General features: G+C 64.2%; 18 protein-coding genes and 1 pseudogene. 12 read left to right on the top strand and 7 right to left on the bottom strand.

All coding sequences use genetic code 11. The features are described from left to right. The first annotated feature begins 47 nt into the window (after positions 1-47). From ACM62G_RS07935 to ACM62G_RS07925, 3 genes are all read left to right on the top strand, one after another. The gene (locus tag ACM62G_RS07935) at positions 48-617 is read left to right on the top strand and encodes a GNAT family N-acetyltransferase (protein WP_054058691.1); all 570 of its coding nucleotides are present in this window, start codon (positions 48-50) and stop codon (positions 615-617) included. Positions 618-897: 280 nt separating this feature from the next. Next, positions 898-1,767, top strand: coding sequence for an acyl-CoA thioesterase II (gene tesB / locus ACM62G_RS07930; RefSeq protein ID WP_419736970.1), 870 nt, complete (start codon positions 898-900; stop codon positions 1,765-1,767). After that, the gene (locus ACM62G_RS07925; RefSeq protein ID WP_416771680.1) at positions 1,764-2,360 is read left to right on the top strand and encodes an HAD family hydrolase; all 597 of its coding nucleotides are present in this window, start codon (positions 1,764-1,766) and stop codon (positions 2,358-2,360) included. Before tesB ends, ACM62G_RS07925 begins: the two co-directional genes overlap by 4 nt. Positions 2,361-2,375: 15 nt before the next feature. Here ACM62G_RS07925 and ACM62G_RS07920 read toward each other — a convergent pair whose 3' ends face one another. Continuing rightward, positions 2,376-3,332 (bottom strand): alpha/beta hydrolase, encoded by a 957-nt coding sequence (locus tag ACM62G_RS07920; RefSeq protein ID WP_152974362.1) that lies wholly within the window; start codon positions 3,330-3,332, stop codon positions 2,376-2,378. 101 nt (positions 3,333-3,433) lie between these two features. Then, positions 3,434-4,327, bottom strand: a complete 894-nt coding sequence (locus ACM62G_RS07915; RefSeq protein ID WP_273824700.1) for a neutral zinc metallopeptidase — start codon at positions 4,325-4,327, stop codon at positions 3,434-3,436. Positions 4,328-4,494: 167 nt separating this feature from the next. Here ACM62G_RS07915 and pcaQ point away from each other — a divergent pair, with 167 nt between their 5' ends. From pcaQ to pcaG, 3 genes are all read left to right on the top strand, one after another. Then, complete coding sequence (gene pcaQ / locus ACM62G_RS07910) at positions 4,495-5,424, top strand: pca operon transcription factor PcaQ (protein WP_054059093.1); 930 nt, start codon at positions 4,495-4,497, stop codon at positions 5,422-5,424. A gap of 129 nt (positions 5,425-5,553) precedes the next feature. Further along, positions 5,554-6,273 (top strand): protocatechuate 3,4-dioxygenase subunit beta, encoded by a 720-nt coding sequence (gene pcaH, locus ACM62G_RS07905; protein WP_054059092.1) that lies wholly within the window; start codon positions 5,554-5,556, stop codon positions 6,271-6,273. Positions 6,274-6,284: 11 nt separating this feature from the next. Next, the gene (gene pcaG / locus ACM62G_RS07900) at positions 6,285-6,890 is read left to right on the top strand and encodes a protocatechuate 3,4-dioxygenase subunit alpha (protein WP_054059091.1); all 606 of its coding nucleotides are present in this window, start codon (positions 6,285-6,287) and stop codon (positions 6,888-6,890) included. 145 nt (positions 6,891-7,035) lie between these two features. Here pcaG and ACM62G_RS07895 read toward each other — a convergent pair whose 3' ends face one another. Beyond that, positions 7,036-8,370: an MFS transporter gene (locus ACM62G_RS07895; RefSeq protein ID WP_054059090.1), complete on the bottom strand. Its 1,335-nt coding sequence runs from the start codon at positions 8,368-8,370 to the stop codon at positions 7,036-7,038. 273 nt (positions 8,371-8,643) lie between these two features. Between ACM62G_RS07895 and quiC the strand changes: the two genes are divergently transcribed. The 3 genes from quiC to ACM62G_RS07880 all read left to right on the top strand — a co-directional run bounded on the left by quiC (position 8,644) and on the right by ACM62G_RS07880 (position 11,845). Next, a complete protein-coding gene (gene quiC, locus ACM62G_RS07890; RefSeq protein ID WP_273824706.1) occupies positions 8,644-10,554 on the top strand; it encodes a 3-dehydroshikimate dehydratase QuiC in 1,911 nt (636 codons plus the stop codon). 103 nt (positions 10,555-10,657) lie between these two features. Beyond that, positions 10,658-11,335: a TetR/AcrR family transcriptional regulator gene (locus ACM62G_RS07885; protein WP_054059088.1), complete on the top strand. Its 678-nt coding sequence runs from the start codon at positions 10,658-10,660 to the stop codon at positions 11,333-11,335. Between the two features lie 210 nt (positions 11,336-11,545). Then, a complete protein-coding gene (locus ACM62G_RS07880) occupies positions 11,546-11,845 on the top strand; it encodes a hypothetical protein (protein ID WP_419737498.1) in 300 nt (99 codons plus the stop codon). A gap of 43 nt (positions 11,846-11,888) precedes the next feature. Here ACM62G_RS07880 and ACM62G_RS07875 read toward each other — a convergent pair. The 4 genes and pseudogenes from ACM62G_RS07875 to aroQ form a co-directional block, all read right to left on the bottom strand. Then, positions 11,889-13,093: pseudogene (locus tag ACM62G_RS07875) on the bottom strand (type II toxin-antitoxin system HipA family toxin). After that, complete coding sequence (locus tag ACM62G_RS07870) at positions 13,093-13,440, bottom strand: transcriptional regulator (RefSeq protein ID WP_419736969.1); 348 nt, start codon at positions 13,438-13,440, stop codon at positions 13,093-13,095. The pseudogene ACM62G_RS07875 and the gene ACM62G_RS07870 overlap by 1 nt, the downstream one beginning before the upstream one ends. Positions 13,441-13,565: 125 nt before the next feature. Beyond that, positions 13,566-14,420: a shikimate dehydrogenase gene (locus tag ACM62G_RS07865; protein WP_419736968.1), complete on the bottom strand. Its 855-nt coding sequence runs from the start codon at positions 14,418-14,420 to the stop codon at positions 13,566-13,568. Continuing rightward, positions 14,417-14,866 carry a type II 3-dehydroquinate dehydratase gene (gene aroQ, locus ACM62G_RS07860; RefSeq protein ID WP_054063757.1) on the bottom strand — a complete coding sequence of 150 codons (450 nt, stop codon included), beginning with the start codon at positions 14,864-14,866 and terminating at the stop codon, positions 14,417-14,419. Before aroQ ends, ACM62G_RS07865 begins: the two co-directional genes overlap by 4 nt. A 260-nt stretch (positions 14,867-15,126) precedes the next feature. Between aroQ and ACM62G_RS07855 the strand changes: the two genes are divergently transcribed. The 3 genes from ACM62G_RS07855 (at position 15,127) to ACM62G_RS07845 (ending at position 18,094) form a co-directional block, all read left to right on the top strand. Continuing rightward, positions 15,127-15,858 (top strand): GntR family transcriptional regulator, encoded by a 732-nt coding sequence (locus ACM62G_RS07855; protein ID WP_054063758.1) that lies wholly within the window; start codon positions 15,127-15,129, stop codon positions 15,856-15,858. A 43-nt stretch (positions 15,859-15,901) separates the two neighbouring features. Then, positions 15,902-17,182 (top strand): MFS transporter, encoded by a 1,281-nt coding sequence (locus ACM62G_RS07850; protein ID WP_054059081.1) that lies wholly within the window; start codon positions 15,902-15,904, stop codon positions 17,180-17,182. Positions 17,183-17,254: 72 nt separating this feature from the next. Continuing rightward, positions 17,255-18,094: an amidohydrolase family protein gene (locus ACM62G_RS07845; protein WP_273824716.1), complete on the top strand. Its 840-nt coding sequence runs from the start codon at positions 17,255-17,257 to the stop codon at positions 18,092-18,094. The last annotated feature ends 21 nt before the right edge of the window (positions 18,095-18,115 follow it).

Raw genomic sequence — 18,115 nt, 5'->3', positions numbered from 1 at the left:
CTTGCGGGCAGGAAACAGCGTGGCAAGGAAACCTGAAGGGGGGAATGATGGAGCCGATACTGGAACTTGAGAGTGCGCGCCTGCTGTTGCGCCAGTGGCGTGACGACGACTTGCCGGAATTTGCCCGGATGTGCGCCGATCCTCAAGTGATGCGCTATTTCCCGGTGACCTTGAGCCGCCTGGAAAGCGCCGCGCTGATCGGGCGCCTTCGCGGCCATTTCGCCGAGCACGGTTTTGGCCTGTGGGCCCTGGAGCGCAAGGACACCGGTGCGTTCATCGGCCTGACCGGGCTGGCCCATGTCAGCTTCGACGCCGACTTCACCCCGGCGGTGGAGATCGGCTGGCGCCTGGCCCATGAGCACTGGGGCCTGGGTTATGCCAGCGAGGCCGCCTGGACCGCCTTGCGCTGTGCGTTCGATCGCCTTGCGCTGGAGGAAGTGGTGGCCTTCACCACCGAAACCAATACCCCTTCGCAGAAGGTCATGCAGGCCATCGGCATGCACTACGATCCGTCGGCGGATTTCGAGCATCCCAAGCTGGCCGAGGACCATCCGTTGCGCAAGCACGTGCTGTACCGTATCAGCCGCGACCAGTGGCTGGAAACCCTGCACGGCTAGTGGCCTGTACGGTTGATTCGAATACTCAAATTCGGGCCCAGGGGTTTGCCAGGCAAGGCGCCATGACGAGTCGTAGCAGGGCTACGGCGAGGAATGGCAACGCTATCTGGCGAAGCCATGGGCTCGGAGCCGAGTATGCGAATTAGCCACACGGGCCACTAGGGCCCGGGGGCTGCAAACGCTGTATCATTTGCGGCATGAGCGCTGTCGTCGAACAGCGAATGACCTCGACCGCCGCAGCCAAGGCTGGGCGGCATTGCCCTGTGTGAGGAGCGTTTTGATGAGCCACGTGCTGGAAGACCTGGTCGACTTGCTGACCCTGGAATCTATCGAGGAAAACCTCTTTCGCGGGCGTAGCCAGGACCTCGGCTTTCGCCAGCTGTTCGGTGGCCAGGTGCTGGGCCAGTCCCTGTCGGCGGCGAGCCAGACCGTCGAGGACGCGCGGCACGTACACTCGCTGCACGGCTACTTCCTGCGCCCCGGCGATGCGGCGCTGCCGGTGGTGTATTCGGTCGACCGCGTGCGCGACGGCGGCAGCTTCAGCACCCGGCGCGTGACCGCGATCCAGAAGGGCCACCCGATCTTCACCTGCAGCGCGTCGTTCCAGTACGACGAAAAAGGCTTCGAGCACCAGAGCAGCATGCCGCAGGTGGTGGGGCCGGAGAACCTGCCGTCGGAGCTGGAAATCACCCGCCAGCGCGCCCATCTGATCCCCGAGCACATGCGCGACAAGCTGTTGTGCCCCAAACCGATCGAAGTGCGCCCGGTGACCGAGAAGGACCCCTACAACCCGCAGCCGGCCGATCCGATCAAGTATGTCTGGTTCCGCGCCGACGGCGCCCTGGCCGATATTCCGGCGCTGCACAAGTACCTGCTGGCCTACGCCTCGGACTTCGGCCTGCTGACCACCTCGATGCTGCCCCATGGCAAGTCGGTGTGGCAGAAGGACATGCAGGTCGCCAGCCTGGACCACGCGCTGTGGTTCCATGCCGACCTGCGCGCCGATGACTGGCTGCTGTACGCGATGGACAGCCCCTGGGCCGGCAACTCCCGCGGTTTCTCCCGTGGCAGCGTGTACAACCGCGCCGGCGTGCTGGTGGCGTCGGTGACCCAGGAAGGCCTGATCCGTCACCGCAAGGACTGGGCATGAGCCTGGCCGATGTGCGTCACTGGGTGTTCGACATGGACGGCACCCTGACCGTCGCCGTGCATGATTTCGCGGCGATTCGCGTGGCCCTGTCGATTCCGCCGCAAGACGACATTCTCACCCACCTGGCGGCGCTGCCGGCCGACGAGGCGGCGGCCAAGCATGCCTGGCTGCTGGAGCATGAGCGTGACCTGGCGCTGGGGTCCAGGCCGGCGGTGGGGGCGGTGGAACTGGTGCGCGAACTGGCCGGGCGCGGCTATCGCCTGGGCATCCTGACGCGCAATGCCCGCGAGCTGGCCCATGTCACCCTGGAAGCGATCGGTCTGGCCGACTGCTTCGCCATGGAGGATGTGCTGGGCCGCGACGACGCGCCACCCAAGCCGCACCCGGGCGGTCTGCTGAAACTGGCCGAGGCCTGGGACGTGGCGCCGGGCGAGATGGTGATGGTCGGCGACTACCGCTTCGACCTCGATTGCGGGCGGGCGGCGGGGACCCGGACGGTGCTGGTGAACCTGCCGGACAATCCCTGGCCGGAGCTGGCCGACTGGCATGCCGAGGATTGTGCGGTGTTGCAGCGGATGATTGGCAGGTCGTAGCGATTGCCACGAGGCTCAGCGCGGGAACAAGGCTTCCTGCCCCTGCGCAGAAGTGAACATCCGGTTGCCGTCATGCCCCACCCCCGGCACCTCCACCAACTTCTGAGCCAACCCCTGCGGATGCCGCTGCTGCAGATAGGCAAAGTAGTTGTGCCCGCGGACCAGCCGATACGCACCCTGGGCCTCGGCCGCACAGCTCCTGTCCAGCGCCGGATGGTTCGGGTTGATGTCTTTCTGCCCGAGCAGGTAGGTGACATCACGCTGTACGTAGGCCTGTTCCAGCTGGGCCGGTGATTGCCCGGTGACGTAAGCCGGCAGGTTCTGCAGGCCATACTTCCAGTCGTTGAAGCCCGGGCAGCCCGCCGGGTCGAAACCTTTCGCCGGCCGTTGTGCACTGAAATAGGCGTAGGACGACGGATTGGCGACCACATAACGCAGCCGGATACCGCTGCCGGCCAACTGTGCGTCGCCGTGCCCGACCAGTGCATAACGCTGGACCACCTGCCCACCGCCGGAGTGCCCGGCAATCACCACCTCGCGCAGTGCCGGGAATTTCTTGCGATTGCCCAGGCGCGCCAGGACTTCATCCAGCGCGGCATAGGAGCTCATGGCAGCGGGCCCGGTGGCGGGCTCACCGGCCATCCAGTCATTGTCGTGCCAACGCAACAGACGGTCGGGCAGGTGATTGCGCCGCACATCGCTCTCGTTGAGAAACTGCGGCGCGATGATCAGCGTGTTGCGCGCCTGGTCCGCCTGGGACGCGGCCGTTTCGGCGCTCTGCAGATAGGTCATGGCGTTGCGCAGGCGGCCGTGGACGATGATCAGCACCCGCTGCACATCCGGCATCGGCCCCTTCCAGTCGCGATTGAGGCCGACGCTCAATTCGCCGCCCGACAGTTTCAGGTGATCGGGGCTGACCTCCCTGACGCCATGCTCCGCCGCTCCCGCGCTGACACACAGCCCCAGCAACAGCGCCCCCTGCAGGAGCCGGCTTGCTGGCGATGGCGCCCGACCGGACGAGCGGGCAGCCAACTGGCGAAACACTCCGGTCAGCCAGCCACTGCCCCGTTCATTCACAAATTCTTTGCGGCAAAGGTATCGCATTGACTGAGTTGCCCCTGGGCAAAGCCGACCTTGAACCAGCGCACCCGCTGTGCGGAGGTGCCGTGGGTGAACGAGTCGGGGACTACGCGGCCCTGACCCTGTTGCTGCAGGCGATCATCACCGATTGCATTGGCGGCATTCAAGGCTTCTTCCACGTCGCCGGGTTCCAGCCAGTGCAGGCGCTGCTGGGCATGCCAGGCCCAGACCCCGGCCAGGCAGTCGGCCTGCAGTTCCTGGCGCACCAGCAGGCCGCCGTCGCCCTCCATCCGCCGACCCTGCTGGCGCGCCGCCTGGATCTTCGCCGACACACCGAGCAGCGTCTGCACGTGGTGGCCGACTTCGTGGGCGATCACGTAGGCCTGGGCAAAATCGCCGGCGGCCTTGAAGCGCTGGGACATTTCGCGGAAGAAATCCAGGTCCAGGTAGACCCGCTGGTCCGCCGGGCAGTAGAACGGTCCGGTGGCCGACGACGCCAGGCCGCAGGCCGAGTTGACCCGGCCGCGGAACAGCACCAGCGTCGGGTCGCGGTACTGGCGCCCCGCCTGCTGGAAGATCTGGCCCCAAGTGTCCTCGGTGTCGCCCAGAATCGCCCGGACGAAGTCCGCCTGTTCGTCATTGGCCGCAGGTGCCTGGCGCGTCTGCGTGGTGGTGGGTACCGAAGCCTGCTGGCCCAGCTGGCCACTGAGCTGTCCGAGGATCTGCATCGGGTCCTGGCCGGTCAACAGGCCGATACCGACGATCAGGACCACCGCCGTCAGGCTCAAACCCTTGCCGCCGCCGAAACGCAGGCCGCCGCCACCGGCATTGCTGTCGTCGCGAGCATCCACCACGTTGTCGCTGCGCCGTCCTTTTTTCCAGAGCATGTGGGAATCCTCCCGTCGTTGTGCCATTTGAGTGTCGTTGCCGTGACGCTTCACCGCCAGTCCGGTCGTCAGGCACTGGATTGCCGATTGAGTTCAGAAACCGCCACCCGCGCCGAATATCAGACACAATTGCCGCTGTCCCGATCCGTAGCCGGAGCCGCCGTCCCGTGAACATCGATAGTCGCATCAAATTCCGCCACCTCGTGTGCTTTCTCGAAATGGCCCGCCAGGGCAGCCTGGCACGGGCGGCGGATGTCATGGCGGTCAGCCAGCCGGCGATGTCGAAGACCCTGAAGGAGCTGGAGGAACTGCTGGAGACCCGCCTGTTCGTGCGCAGCAAGAGCGGTATCAGCCTGACCGAGGCCGGGGTGGCCTTTTTGCGTTATGCCGGGCCGTCGGTGCAGACCCTGCGCGAGGGCGTGCAGGTCTTGCGCGAAGGCGAGTATGCCGCCGGCGTGGTGCGGCTCGGGGTGCTGTCGACCGTGGAAAGCCTGCTGATCCCGGAAGTGGTGCGGCGCCTGCACGAGCGCCATCCCGCGCTGGTGGTCAGCGTGGTCACCGGACCGAGCGCCTATCTGCTCTCGCAGTTGCGGGTCGGCGATGTCGACCTGGTGGTCGGGCGAATGACCGACAGCCCGCAGATCCAGGGGCTGACCTTCGAGCACCTGTACAGCGAATCCATGACCCTGGTGGCCCGTCCCGATCATCCACTGTTGCAGGGCGCGCTGGATCGTGCGGCTGTGGAAAACTATCCGCTGGTGCTGCCGCTGGCGGGCACCACCATCCGCAAGTTCGCCGACAGCCTGTTCGTGCAGTGTGGTCTCAACCCCTCGCGGCAGCGCCTGGAAACCCTCTCGGTGGCGTTGAGCCGGCGCTATGTGCTGTCCAGCGCGGCACTCTGGCTGGCGCCGCTGGATGCGGTGCGCCTGGACCTGGCGCGGGGCGATTTGCGCGAGATCGACCTCGGGCAGCGTGAGCCGGGTGGTTCGGTGGGTATTTCCAGCAACGCCAGCCTGCCGCTGGCGCTGGCCGCGCAATGGGCGGTGGAGGTGCTGCGGGAGGTGGGGCAGGCCTATCGCGAAGGGCATTATCCATAACCATTTGGTTATGAAAGGGGCCCGGCTTTTCAATATTCAGCGGTTTCCTCTTGGGGCACGCTGCAACCGCGTGATTTGCAGTGTGTAGCGTGCAGCTACCTTTCCCGATAAAAACAACAGGAGACCGACATGTCTGAAGCAGACAGCAGTCGTTTTGTCATTCGTGACCGTAACTGGCACCCCAAGGCCCTGACCCCGGACTACAAGACTTCCATCGCCCGTTCCCCGCGCCAGGCGCTGGTGAGCATTCCGCAATCGATCAGCGAAAGCACCGGCCCGGACTTTTCCCATCTGAAGTTCGGCCGTTTCGATAACGACCTGCTGCTCAACTTCAATAACGGCGGCCTGCCGGTGGGCGAGCGCATCGTCCTCGCCGGGCGGGTCTGCGACCAGTACGGCAAGCCTATTCCCCATACCCTGGTGGAAATCTGGCAGGCCAACGCCGGCGGTCGCTACCGCCACAAGAACGACCGCTACCTGGCGCCCCTGGACCCGAACTTTGGCGGTGTCGGCCGGGCGCTCACCGACCGTGATGGCAACTACAGCTTCCGCACCATCAAGCCCGGGCCGTACCCCTGGCGCAATGGTCCGAACGACTGGCGCCCGGCGCATATCCATGTGTCGATCAGCGGCCCGTCGATCGCCACGCGCCTGATCACCCAGCTGTATTTCGAAGGCGACCCGCTGATCCCGATGTGCCCGATCGTCAAGTCGATCGCCAACCCCGAGGCGGTGCAGAGCCTGATCGCCCGCCTGGATATGGGCAATGCCAATCCGATGGATTGCCTGGCCTATCGCTTCGACATCGTGCTGCGCGGCCAGCGCAAGACCCACTTCGAAAACTGCTGAGGAGACCGACCATGCCTGTTCAACTGCTCATGGAAACCCCGTCCCAGACCGCCGGTCCCTACGTGCACATCGGCCTGGCGCTGGCCGCTGCCGGCAACCCGCCCCGTCCCGAGGAAATCTGGAACCGCATGGCCAAGCCCGAGGCGCCGGGCGAGCATATCCTGGTGTTCGGCAACGTCTATGACGGCAACGGCCACCTGGTGCGCGACTCCTTCCTGGAGTTCTGGCAGGCCAACCATGAGGGCGTCTACGACAGCGACTTCGACTCGGAGAAGGCCTTCAACAGCTTTGGCCGCACCGCGACCACCTTCGATGCCGGGGAGTGGACCCTGGAAACCATCAAGCCGGGCGTGGTGAACAACGCCGCCGGTGTCCCGATGGCGCCGCATATCAACGTCTCGCTGTTTGCCCGGGGGATCAACATCCACCTGCAGACCCGCCTGTATTTCTCCGATGAGGCCGAGGCCAACGGCAAATGCCCGGTGCTCAACCTGATCGAGCAGCCGCAGCGTCGCGAGACCCTGGTTGCCCAGCGCTGCGAGGTGAATGGACGAACGGCCTACCGGTTCGATATCCGTATCCAGGGTGAAGGCGAGACGGTGTTCTTCGACTTCTGACAAGACTGCGGGAGACGGCCGCCCGGCCGTCTCCCGCAGGTTTTGTGGCGTATGCGATATTTACATCCACATCCACACTGTAGGAGCAGGGCTTGCCCGCGAATAGGCCAGCAAGCCCTACCCATAACCCTCTGTTACGACGCGATCAGTCGTCCAGCTTCGGAATCTTGCGCGGGGCCATGAAGTACATCCAGGTCAGCGCCAGGAAGTACATGGCCGGAATCAGCGTGAACAACACCGCATAGTTGTTGTTCGTGGTGGTCAGGATGTAGCCCACCAACTGGGTCATGAACATCCCGCCGAGCGCCGCACACATGCCGCCAAAGCCGAACACCGTGCTCATCATGTGCTTGGGCGTGTAGTCCATCACCAGGCTCCAGATGTTCGCGGTCCAGGCCTGGTGCGCGCCGATGGCCAGGGAGATCGCCCCCACCGCCACCCACAGGTGACTGGAACCGGCCGCCAGCACCACGCCGATGATGCAGCAGGCGAACAGCAGCATCGATAGCAGCCGGGCGCGGATCGGGTCCATCCCGCGACCGATCAGGAACGACGACAGGATGCCGCCGCCGACACTGCCGAAGTCGGCGGTCAGGTAGATGATGATCAGCGGGATACCCATCTGCGTCACGCTGATGCCCAGGTTGTATTGCTGGTTGAGGAACGGCGGCAGCCAGTACAGGTAGAACCAGAACACCGGTGCGGTCAGCGAGTAGGCGAGGGCGAAGGCCCAGGTGCCACGCATGCGCAGGATCCGCGAGAACGGCACGCCGGGTTGTTCCGGCTCGGCTTCCTTCTGGATGTACGCCAGTTCCGAGGCTTTCACCGACGGGTGGTCTTCGGGGTTGAAGTACTTCAGGCCCCAGAACAGCAGCCAGACGGCACCCAGCGCGGCCATGCACAGGAAGGCGGCCTGCCAGCCCCAGACCTGCAGGACGATCGGCAGCAGCATCGGGGTGAACATCGCCCCGACGTTGGTCCCGGCGTTGAAGATGCCGGTGGCCACCGCCCGCTCGCCAGCGGGGAACCACAGCCGGGTGGTCTTCACGCAGGCCGGGTAGTTGGCGGCCTCGGTCAGGCCGAGGATGAAGCGGCAGATCATGAAGCCCGCGGCCGAGGTCGCCAGGCCGTGGGCACCGGTGGCCAGGCTCCACAGCAGTACGGCGCAGAAGAACACCCGCTTCACGCCGAGCCGGTCGATCAGTCGGCCCTGTAGGACGAAGCCGACGGCATAGCCGACCTGGAACCAGAAGTTGATGTTGGCGTAGTCCATCGCCGTCCAGCTCATCTCCTTGGCGAGGATGGGCTGCATGACGCCCAGGGCGGCCCGGTCGATGTAGTTCAGGGTGGTGGCGAAGAACACCAGGGCCAGCATGCCCCAGCGGGTCGAGCCGACGGCCATGGCGCCGCGAAGTTTGGCGGCGATGCCGCCGCGGGTGCTGCCCTGGGTCACAGGGGAGCTTTGTGAGGATGAAAGCATGAGCGATTACCCGTTTTTTTTGGAATTGTCTGGCTGGGTTTGCGGAACGTTTGAAGCACTGCCTTGGCCCGGATGATGGTGCGCAGCGGGCAAAAGACCGTCAATTCGCTGCGGACCATTGTGGTCGATAATCGCACACAAAACTAACCAGTTCGTACACTTTGATTGAAGTGGTGGCGTGCTGCATCAATAATCCGGTCACTTCCCGAGGTTCGACAATCCTCGGTTTCGGTCCGTGTCCACAATAAGAAGCCCACTGCCGGGAGTCGATTCATGCAGCGTTCCATAGCCACCGTGTCCCTGAGCGGCACCCTGCCGGAAAAACTCGATGCCATTGCCGCCGCCGGCTTCGATGGCGTGGAAATCTTCGAAAACGATCTGCTGTACTACGACGGCAGCCCGCGGGAAATCCGCCAGCGGTGCGCGGACCTGGGCATCGCCATCACCCTCTTCCAGCCGTTCCGCGATTTCGAAGGATGCCGCCGCGACCGCCTGGCGCGCAACCTGGAGCGGGCCGAGCGCAAGTTCGACCTGATGCAGGAACTGGGTACCGACCTGGTGCTGGTCTGCAGCAACGCCTCGGCCGACAGCCTGGGCGAGCGGCAGATCCTGGTCGATGACCTGCACCTGCTCGCCGAGCGCGCCGGTGCCCGTGGCCTGCGCATCGGCTATGAGGCCCTGGCCTGGGGCCGGCACGTCAACACCTACCAGCAGGTCTGGGACATCGTCCGTCAGGCCGATCACCCCAGCCTGGGGGTACTGCTCGACAGCTTCCACACCCTGTCGCTCAAGGGCGACCCGAGCGCCATCGCGCAGATTCCCGGCGACAAGATCTTCTTCGTGCAGATGGCCGACGCGCCGATCCTGGCGATGGATGTGCTGGAGTGGAGCCGGCATTTCCGCTGCTTCCCGGGGCAGGGCGAATTCGATCTGCCGGGATTCCTCGCGCCGATCATCAAGAGTGGTTACACCGGGCCGCTGTCCCTGGAAATCTTCAACGACGGTTTCCGCGCCGCGCCACCGCGGGCCAATGCCGCCGATGGCCTGCGCTCGTTGCTCTATCTGGAAGAGAAAACCCGCGAGCGGTTGGCCCGGGAGGCCGCGCCGGTGGCCCATCTCGACACGCTGTTCGCGCCGCCGCCGGTCAGTGAGAACGACGGTATCGAGTTCCTCGAGTTCGCCGTGGACGAAAGCCTCGGCGCCAAACTGACCCACTGGCTGGAGCGCCTGGGCTTCAGCAAGGCCGGGCAGCATCGCTCGAAAAGCGTCAGCCTGCTGCGCCAGGGCGATATCAACCTGATCCTCAACTCCGAACCCTATTCGTTTGCCCACAGCTTTTTCGAGGCCCATGGGCCGTCGTTGTGCGCCACGGCGATCCGGGTCAAGGACAGCGCCAGTGCCCTGGCCCGGGCGGTGGCCTACAAGGGCCAGCCCTATCGCGGCCTGGTCGGCCCCAACGAGCTGGAACTGGCCGCGGTGCGCGCGCCGGATGGCAGCCTGATCTACCTGGCCGACCAGGATACGGCCGGGCAGAAACTCTACGAAACCGACTTCCACCTGCTGCCCGTCGCACCGTCGCAGGCCGGCCTCAAGCGCATCGACCACATGGCCATGGCGCTGCCGGCCGACAGCCTCGACAGTTGGGTGCTGTTCTACAAGAGCCTGCTGGATTTCGAGGCCGACGACGAAGTGGTGCTGCCCGACCCCTACGGCCTGGTCAAGAGCCGGGCGCTGCGCAGCCGCTGCAGTTCGATCCGCCTGCCGCTGAACATCTCCGAAAACCGCAACACGGCGATTTCCCACGCGCTGTCGAGCTATCGCGGCTCCGGTGTGCACCATATCGCCTTCGATTGCGAGGACATCTTCGCCGAAGTCCGCCGGGCCAAGGAGGCCGGGGTACCGCTGCTGGATATCCCGCTCAACTACTACGACGACCTGGCGGCGCGTTTCGATTTCGACGACGAGTTCCTCAGCGAACTGGCCTACTACAACGTGCTGTATGACCGCGATGCCCAGGGCGGCGAGTTGTTCCACGTGTATACCGAGCCGTTCGAGGGGCGGTTCTTCTTCGAGATCCTGCAGCGCCGCAACGGTTATGCCGGCTACGGCGCGGCGAACGTCGCGGTGCGTCTGGCGGCGATGGCCAAATCCCGCAGCGGCGGGACCCGCCAGGCCCGGTTGTAGCGCTGGCTGAAGCAGGGAGGTGAATTGGCGGGTCTCCCTGCTTCCTTCTCGGTGGCACGCGGCCCATAATCGCCTCCATCCGCCGAGATGGCCGTGAGCCAGAGTGACCATGACTTCAGAACTATCCGCCACGGCTGACGCCTCCGTCGTCGTGCCGCGCAAGAGTCGCAAGAACAATCCCGAGAAGACCCGCGAGAACATCCTCCAGGAAGCCATCGTCGAGTTCGTCCAGCAGGGCCTGGCCGGTGCGCGCGTCGACGCGATCGCCGAGCGCACCCACACCTCGAAACGGATGATCTATTACTACTTCGGCAGCAAGGAACAGCTCTATGTCGAGGTGCTGGAAAAACTCTACGGTGACATCCGCAGCACCGAAAGCCGCCTGAACCTGACAGAACTGGAGCCGCGCGAAGCGATCCGGCGGATGGTCGAGTTCACCTTCGATCACCACGACCGCAACGTCGATTTCGTCCGTATCGTCAGCATCGAGAACATCCACAAGGGCGAGTACGTCAAGCAGTCGGGGGCGATTCGTTCGCTGAACGTCACCATCCTCACGGCGCTGGGCGAGATCCTCGAGCGTGGCGCACAGTCGGGGGTGTTCCGCCGTGGCCTGGACCCGCTGGACGTGCATATCCTGGTCAGCTCGTTCTGTTTCTACCGCGTATCCAACCGCCATACCCTCGGCGCGCTGTTTCCGATCGACCTGCCGAACGAAGAGGTCAAGGCGCGGCACCGGGAGATGATCTGCGAGGCGGTGTTGAGATATTTGCAGGCCTGAGGGCCCTGTCGGGCAGGGCTGGCGCTTTCTGAGGGCTGTCTCACAGTTTGACGATTCGTCACTGCACCTTCCTGCCCGGGTTCTGGTTACACTGCTGGCCATCGGACATTTCATTCACAAGGATGAGAAATGCTTTTCGGCCCTCAGTTCAGGATTCTGTCCTCGGATTTTTGGCGATCCCACGCACGCGGCTCGTTCGGCTGGCTGGCAATGGCGGCCCTTGGCGCGATGGGCCTGGTCGGCTGCGCTTCGCCGCCGTCGCCTTCGGCGACCGTCGAGCCGGGCGTGGAGATGGGCGACAGCTATGCCGAGGTGCTGGCGGTGGTCGGCCGCCACAACACGGTGACCAAGGCCGTCGAAGGCCAGGCCCTGCGCGCCGAGGGCTACTCGCCGATGTTCAAGGACTGCCGCAGCAAGTACTTCATCTTCCAGGGTGACAAGGGCTTGCAGCAGGTCCGCCTTGAACCTGCCCCGCACTTGTCTGTTAAGCGCAATTGTCGTCAACCCTGAGCATCATCTTCTAGTGGCCTGTGTGAATTAGCCACACAGGCCACTAGCGCATCCGTGCAGCGCTGGTCGCCTCCTGCGCCATTTGCAACTCTGCGCCATTAAGCCATTGCCCGTAGTAGTCCTTGAGTTCCTGTTCCCAACTGATCACTTCATCCAGCATCTGTTCGGCCTGTTCGCGGGACAGTGCGAAGTGTTCATGATGGCTGAGCAGGTTGTTACGGCTGATCCGGGTGCCTTCACGTCCCACGGCCATGGCCAGTGCCTGGGCCGGGCCTTCATCGAGGATCGGCAGTACGTCGTACATCGGAGAGAGGCGCCACTGGCCCCCGTCCAGATAATCGCGTGATTGCGCGGATGATCATCGCTGTTGCCGACCAGGGCGTTATAGCACATGCGTTTGAACAGCTCCTGCAGGTCCTCGTCGGGAACCCCACGGCGACGCATCTCATCGGCAACAGCAGCGTAGCGCCAGCCCTGTTGATTCACCCAGTCGGCATCGAGCAGGGTGAGGGCGCTGAGCATGGGGATGCGGTGGCCGCCTTCGATCAGTGGCGTGCGGTCGAAGCGTTCCAGCAACAGCGTGGAAGGGCTTTGAGCATGCAGTGCCGTCCTGGCGACATTCAGCCCCTTTGAGGCAGCGAAGGTCATGCAGGCGTACTCAATGGTAGGCAGGTCGTACTGGTCGAAGCGGTCGCGAGGCTTGGCCAGGATCAGCATGCCGTGGTCCTGCAGTGTGCGTTTAGGGCGGGCTCCGCCGAGGGAGGAACGTTGCTGGCGCAGGTTCAGGACTTCGATGGCTTCCTGGTCCAGTTGCCTGTCGTACACCGCTTCGCAGGCTTCGACAAATTTCGCCAGGCCCTTCAACGATGGTGCAACCTCACTGCCCAGGCCTGGAGCAGGCGAGGCGGACTTGCCGGCCATGAGGTTGCCAATACGGTCGTTGTTCGGTGATTTGAGCAGGAAATCCAGAGTTGTCAGTTCCTGGCCGTAGACTCGATGGAGCAGGCGTTCCCCCCAGCCGTCCGGCATGGCGTCGTTGATGAAGCCCGGAATACCGCGATTCTTGGTGATGCCGGAATAGGCTTCGGCGCGCAGTGGATAGTGGATCGGGTCGGGGACCCAGCCGTTACTGGCCACGTAGTCGGGGGCATACAGGAACTCGCCGACCTTGCCCTGCAGGGTCAGCCGGCCGAGGGTGATGGTTTCGCCTGTCTGCGGATGCTCCATGTAGATGTAGGCGCGAGACATCAGAAGTCCTCCATCCTGGGTTTGCGCAGGCGAACTCGTTTTGAAGAGAGGCTCGCGCGGGCGTCCTCTTTATGGGTCAGGTGCTTGGTGATTTGCGAGGACTGCTCTACCCCGTCCAGTGCGCCGAAAATCATCTCGTCGATGCCCAGCCGCCAGAGCACCAGCATGAAGGAGCGCAGCTCCACCAGTTCCGAACCATTTTCGATCTTGCGCAGGGTGTGTTCGGAGATGCCGAGGCTGGACCTGAAGTCTGACTGGCGCAGGCCCAGGTCGAGGCGCCTGGCCTTTATCAGAAGCCCGATTTTACTGAGGGTGTCGCTGCAACCGACAGGAAAGAACGCCTTCATAATACTCGCCATAGTGAGCCTTATATTGGATAAAGCTCACTATAGCATGTCTTATTTCACAATGATTCCATAGTAAGGCGCGTTTTAATACGCTTTAAGCAACTTAAGGCTCACTGAAACGAGCCTTATAAACTCTGGAAATGCTCCAGCATCCGCTGCGAATCCGCTGTCACGCCGCTGAACAGTTCGAACGCCTTGACCGCCTGGAACACCGCCATGGTCCCGCCATCCAGGGTGCGGCAGCCCAGGGCCCGGGCATTGCGCAGCAGTTCGGTTTCCAGCGGGAAGTAGACGATTTCCGCGACCCACAGTTCGGCTCGCAGCAGTTCCCGGGGCACCGGCATGCCGGGCAGCTTGGCCATGCCCATCGGCGTGGTGTTGACCAGGCCGTCGGCGGTTGCCATGGCCGTTGGCAGGTCGCTGTCGGCCCGGGCCCGGCCGGCGCCGAAGTGCTGGTTGAGGTTGTCCGCCAGGCTTTGGGCGCGCCCGGCGTCCACGTCGAAGATCGTCAACTGTTTCACGCCTTCGTCGAGCAGGGCGTGGGCAACCGCCGCGCCGGCCCCCCCGGCTCCCATCTGGACCACGCGGTTCACGGCGACGCCTTGCAGTCCCCGACGAAAACCTTCGGCGAAACCCAGGCAGTCGGTGTTGTGGCCGACCCGCTTGCCGTCCTTGAACACCACCGTGTTCACCGCGCCGATACCCCGGGCCTCGGGGGACAGTTCGTCGAGCAGCGGGATGATCGCCTGCTTGCAGGGGAAGGTGATGTTCAGGCCGGTGAAGGCCATGCGCTCGGCGGCCTGCAGCAGCTTGGGCAGGGCGTTGACGTCCAGTTGCAGCAGGTCCAGATCGATCAGCCGGTACAGGTAGCGGATGCCCTGGGCATCGCCCTCGCGCTCGTGCATGGCGGGGGTACGCGAGGCCTGGATGCCCGCACCGATCAGGCCCGCCAGTACGCCCTTGTGGGTGGTCGGGCTCATGGCTGCGCCCCCTTGAGCGTCTGGCTGAAATAGTCGAGCGCCAGGCGGTAGCCCTGGCTGCCGAAGCCGCACATCACCGCCTTGGCGATGGAGGAGACGAAGGAATGATGACGGAACGGTTCGCGGGCGTGGACGTTGGACAGGTGCACTTCGATCACCGGCAGCTCACTGGCCACCAGCGCATCGCGGATCGCCACCGAGGTGTGGGTCCAGGCGGCCGGGTTGATGATGATGCCGGCGCAGCGGCCGCGGGCCCCGTGGATCCAGTCGAGCAGCTCGCCCTCGTGATTGGTCTGGCGGAATTCCACGGTCAGGCCCAGTTCGGCTGCCGTGCGTCCGCACAGGGCGGAAAGGTCCGCCAGGGTTTCATGGCCGTAGGTCGCCGGCTCGCGGGTTCCCAGCAGGTTCAGGTTGGGGCCGTTGAGCACCAGCACGATAGGGGGCATGGGCAAGTCTCCAATTGTTGTTTTTGGCTTGGACCGCAAGATGATCGGGTCTGAGGAGGTAAAATGTACTAACTGGTTAATTCAGTCAAATGAACAACACAAGCCGTGGATGGCCGTCACTTTTTTCTGTTCGATCAGCGGACAGTATTGGGGGCACAGCGGCTGCGGGCTTTTAACCTTTGCAACGACGCACTTGACGCCTTTTCATCCAGGGAGAATACTCGGCAAAAATTCATATAGATGACTGGATAACTACAAAAATGAATTCACTCTCCAGCGACGAACGTCTCCCGCTCTATCAGCGCCTGCGCGACGAACTGGCCCGGCAGATCGCCAACAACCGCTGGCGCCCGGGTGAGGCGATCCCCACCGAGGCCGTGCTGGCCGGTGAATACCAACTGTCCATCGGCACCGTGCGCAAGGCCGTCGACAAGCTGGTGGAAGAGGGCGTGCTCGAACGCCACCAGGGGCGTGGCACTTTCATCCGCCGGCCGCAGTTCCAGTCTTCGCTGTTCCGCTTCTTCCGCTTCCAGAACCTGGCCGGCGAACGCCAGCTGCCGCAAAGCCGGATTCTCACCATCGATTCGCTGCCCGCGCCTTCGGCCGTCAGCCAGGCCCTGGGGCTGCCACCCGAGGCCGAGGTGATTCGCCTGGTCCGCCTGCGTCTGCTCGAAGGCACGCCGGTGCTGGCCGAGGAAATCTGGTTGCCCAAGGCGCCCTTCCAGGCGCTGCTGACGGTCGACCTCGACCAGCAGGGTCCGCTGCTCTATCCGATCTACGAAGCGCTTTGCGGCCAGGTCGTCGCCTGCGCCGAGGAGAGCCTGACCGCCGAAGCCGTCGGCGAAGTGCATGCCCGGCTGTTGCAGATCGAGCCTGACAGCCCGGTGGTGGTGATCGAGCGACTGGCGCGCGACTACGCCGGCCAGCCGCTGGAATGGCGCCGTTCCCGTGGCCATGCCAGCCACTTCCGCTACAGCGTCGAGATTCGCTGAGCCCTGCCTGGGCTCCCTGTTGGTCTACAAGGATAAGAAAATCATGTTCAGTTGGTACCGCGATATCACTTCGAGGGAGCGCAAGACGTTCTGGGCCTGCTTTGGCGGTTGGTCCCTGGATGCACTGGAAGTGCAAATGTTCGGCCTGGCGATTCCCGCGCTGATCGCCGCCTTCGCCCTGAGCAAGGGCGAGGCCGGGATGATCAGCGGCGTGACGCTGGTCACCTCGGCCATCGGCGGCTGGCTGGGGGGCACCCTGTCCGACCGGTATGGCCGGGTGCGGACCCTGCAGTGGATGATCCTCTGGTTCTCGCTGTTCACCTTCCTCTCGGCCTTCGTCACCGGCTTCAACCAGTTGCTGATCGTCAAGGCGCTGCAGGGCTTCGGTATCGGTGGCGAGTGGGCGGCGGGCGCGGTGCTGATGGCCGAGACCATCCAGTCGCGTTATCGCGGCAAGGTGATGGGCGCGGTGCAGAGTGCCTGGGCGGTTGGCTGGGGCGCGGCGGTCGGGGTGTTCACCCTGGTCTACACCTTCGTGCCGGAGGCCATGGCCTGGCGGGTGATGTTCCTGGTGGGCCTGTTGCCGGCGCTGCTGGTGATCTATGTGCGCCGCAGCGTGGTCGAGCCCGACGCCAGCCAGCGTCAGGCCAAGGTGCAGGGGCGCAGCCTGCTGGCGTCGATGGCGGCGATCTTTCGCCCCGAACTGCTGCGGGTCACGCTGCTGGGCGGTATTCTCGGCCTGGGTGCCCACGGTGGTTATCACGCCGTGATGACCTGGCTGCCGACCTTTCTCAAGACCGAGCGCAATCTTTCGGTACTGAGTTCCGGTGGCTACCTGGCGGTGATTATCGTCGCGTTCTGGCTCGGCTGCGTGGTCAGCGGGATGCTGCTGGATCGTATTGGCCGGCGCAAGAACATCATCCTCTTCGCCTTCTGCTGCGTGATCACCGTGCAGTGCTACCTGTTCCTGCCGTTGAGCAACGCGCAGATGCTGTTCCTCGGTTTCCCCCTGGGTTTCTTCGCCGCGGGTATTCCGGCCAGCCTGGGCTCGTTCTTCAATGAGCTGTATCCGGCGGATGTACGCGGGGCCGGTGTCGGCTTCTGCTACAACTTCGGCCGGGTGCTGTCGGCGGTGTTCCCGTTCATGGTCGGGCACATGAGCGAGTCGATGTCGCTCGGCTCGGCCATCGGCATCGATGCCGGCATCGCCTATGGCGTGGCGGTGCTGGCGGCGCTGCTGCTGCCGGAAACCCGTGGGCGCAATCTGCAGGACGTCACGCCGCAGGCGGAGTCCGGCAAGGGGGCGGGCCAGTTGTCCCATTGATTTCACCTTCTTCCCGCCCCGACCGGCTCCCACAGGGTGGAGGCGGGGTTCTTGAGTTCACAGATGAGTTCCATGTCCGAGATTTGCCCATTGCCCATCAGCGGCATCGATGCCCACGCCCATGTCTTCGAACGTGGACTGGGCCTGGCGACCGTGCGCCGCTACGCGCCGGATTATGACGCCAGCCTGGCCGACTACCTGGCGCGGCTGGAGGAAAACGGCCTGAGCCACGGCGTATTGGTGCAGCCGAGCTTCCTCGGGACCGATAACAGTTATCTGTTGGCCGCCTTGCAACAGGCCCCTGAACGGTTGCGCGGGGTGGTGGTGGTCGAGCGCGATATCGCCTTCGACGAGTTGCAGCGCATGGCTGCCCTTGGCGTCGCGGGTGTCCGTCTGAACCTGATGGGGCAGTCGCTACCGGATTTCACCGAGGCCGGCTGGCAGGCGTTTTTCCGGCACCTGCGGCAGTTGGACTGGCATGTCGAGTTGCATCGCCATCTTGAGGATATGCCGGGTCTGGTCCAGCCGTTGCTGGAGATGGGCTGCAAGGTGGTGGTCGACCACTTTGGCCGTCCCGATGCGCGCCTCGGTGTCGAACAGCCAGCCTTCGCCCGGTTGCTTGAGCTGGGCGAGAGCGGGCGCCTGTGGATCAAGGTATCGGGCATCTACCGGCTGGGTGGGACTGCGGCGCAGAACCTGCATTTCGCGGAGAAGGCCCTGTCGCTGATGCTACAGAGCCTGGGGCCGGACCGCCTGCTGTGGGGCAGCGACTGGCCGCATACCCAGCACGAACAGGCGGTGAGCTTCGCCAGCGAGTTCGATCGCCTGCGCCGCCTGGCCTGTGCGCCGCCGTTGCGCCAGCATCTGCTGTGCGATACGGCGGCGCAGTTGTTCGGTTTCGTTCGGGCCTAATGCGGACAGTATGCGCAGCGG

Source organism: Pseudomonas sp. COR18, assembly GCF_048568395.1.
Taxonomy (GTDB): Bacteria; Pseudomonadota; Gammaproteobacteria; order Pseudomonadales; family Pseudomonadaceae; genus Aquipseudomonas; species Aquipseudomonas fuscovaginae_B.
Note: the sequence above shows the minus strand (reverse complement) of the source record. Positions and strands in the feature narration are given on the sequence as shown.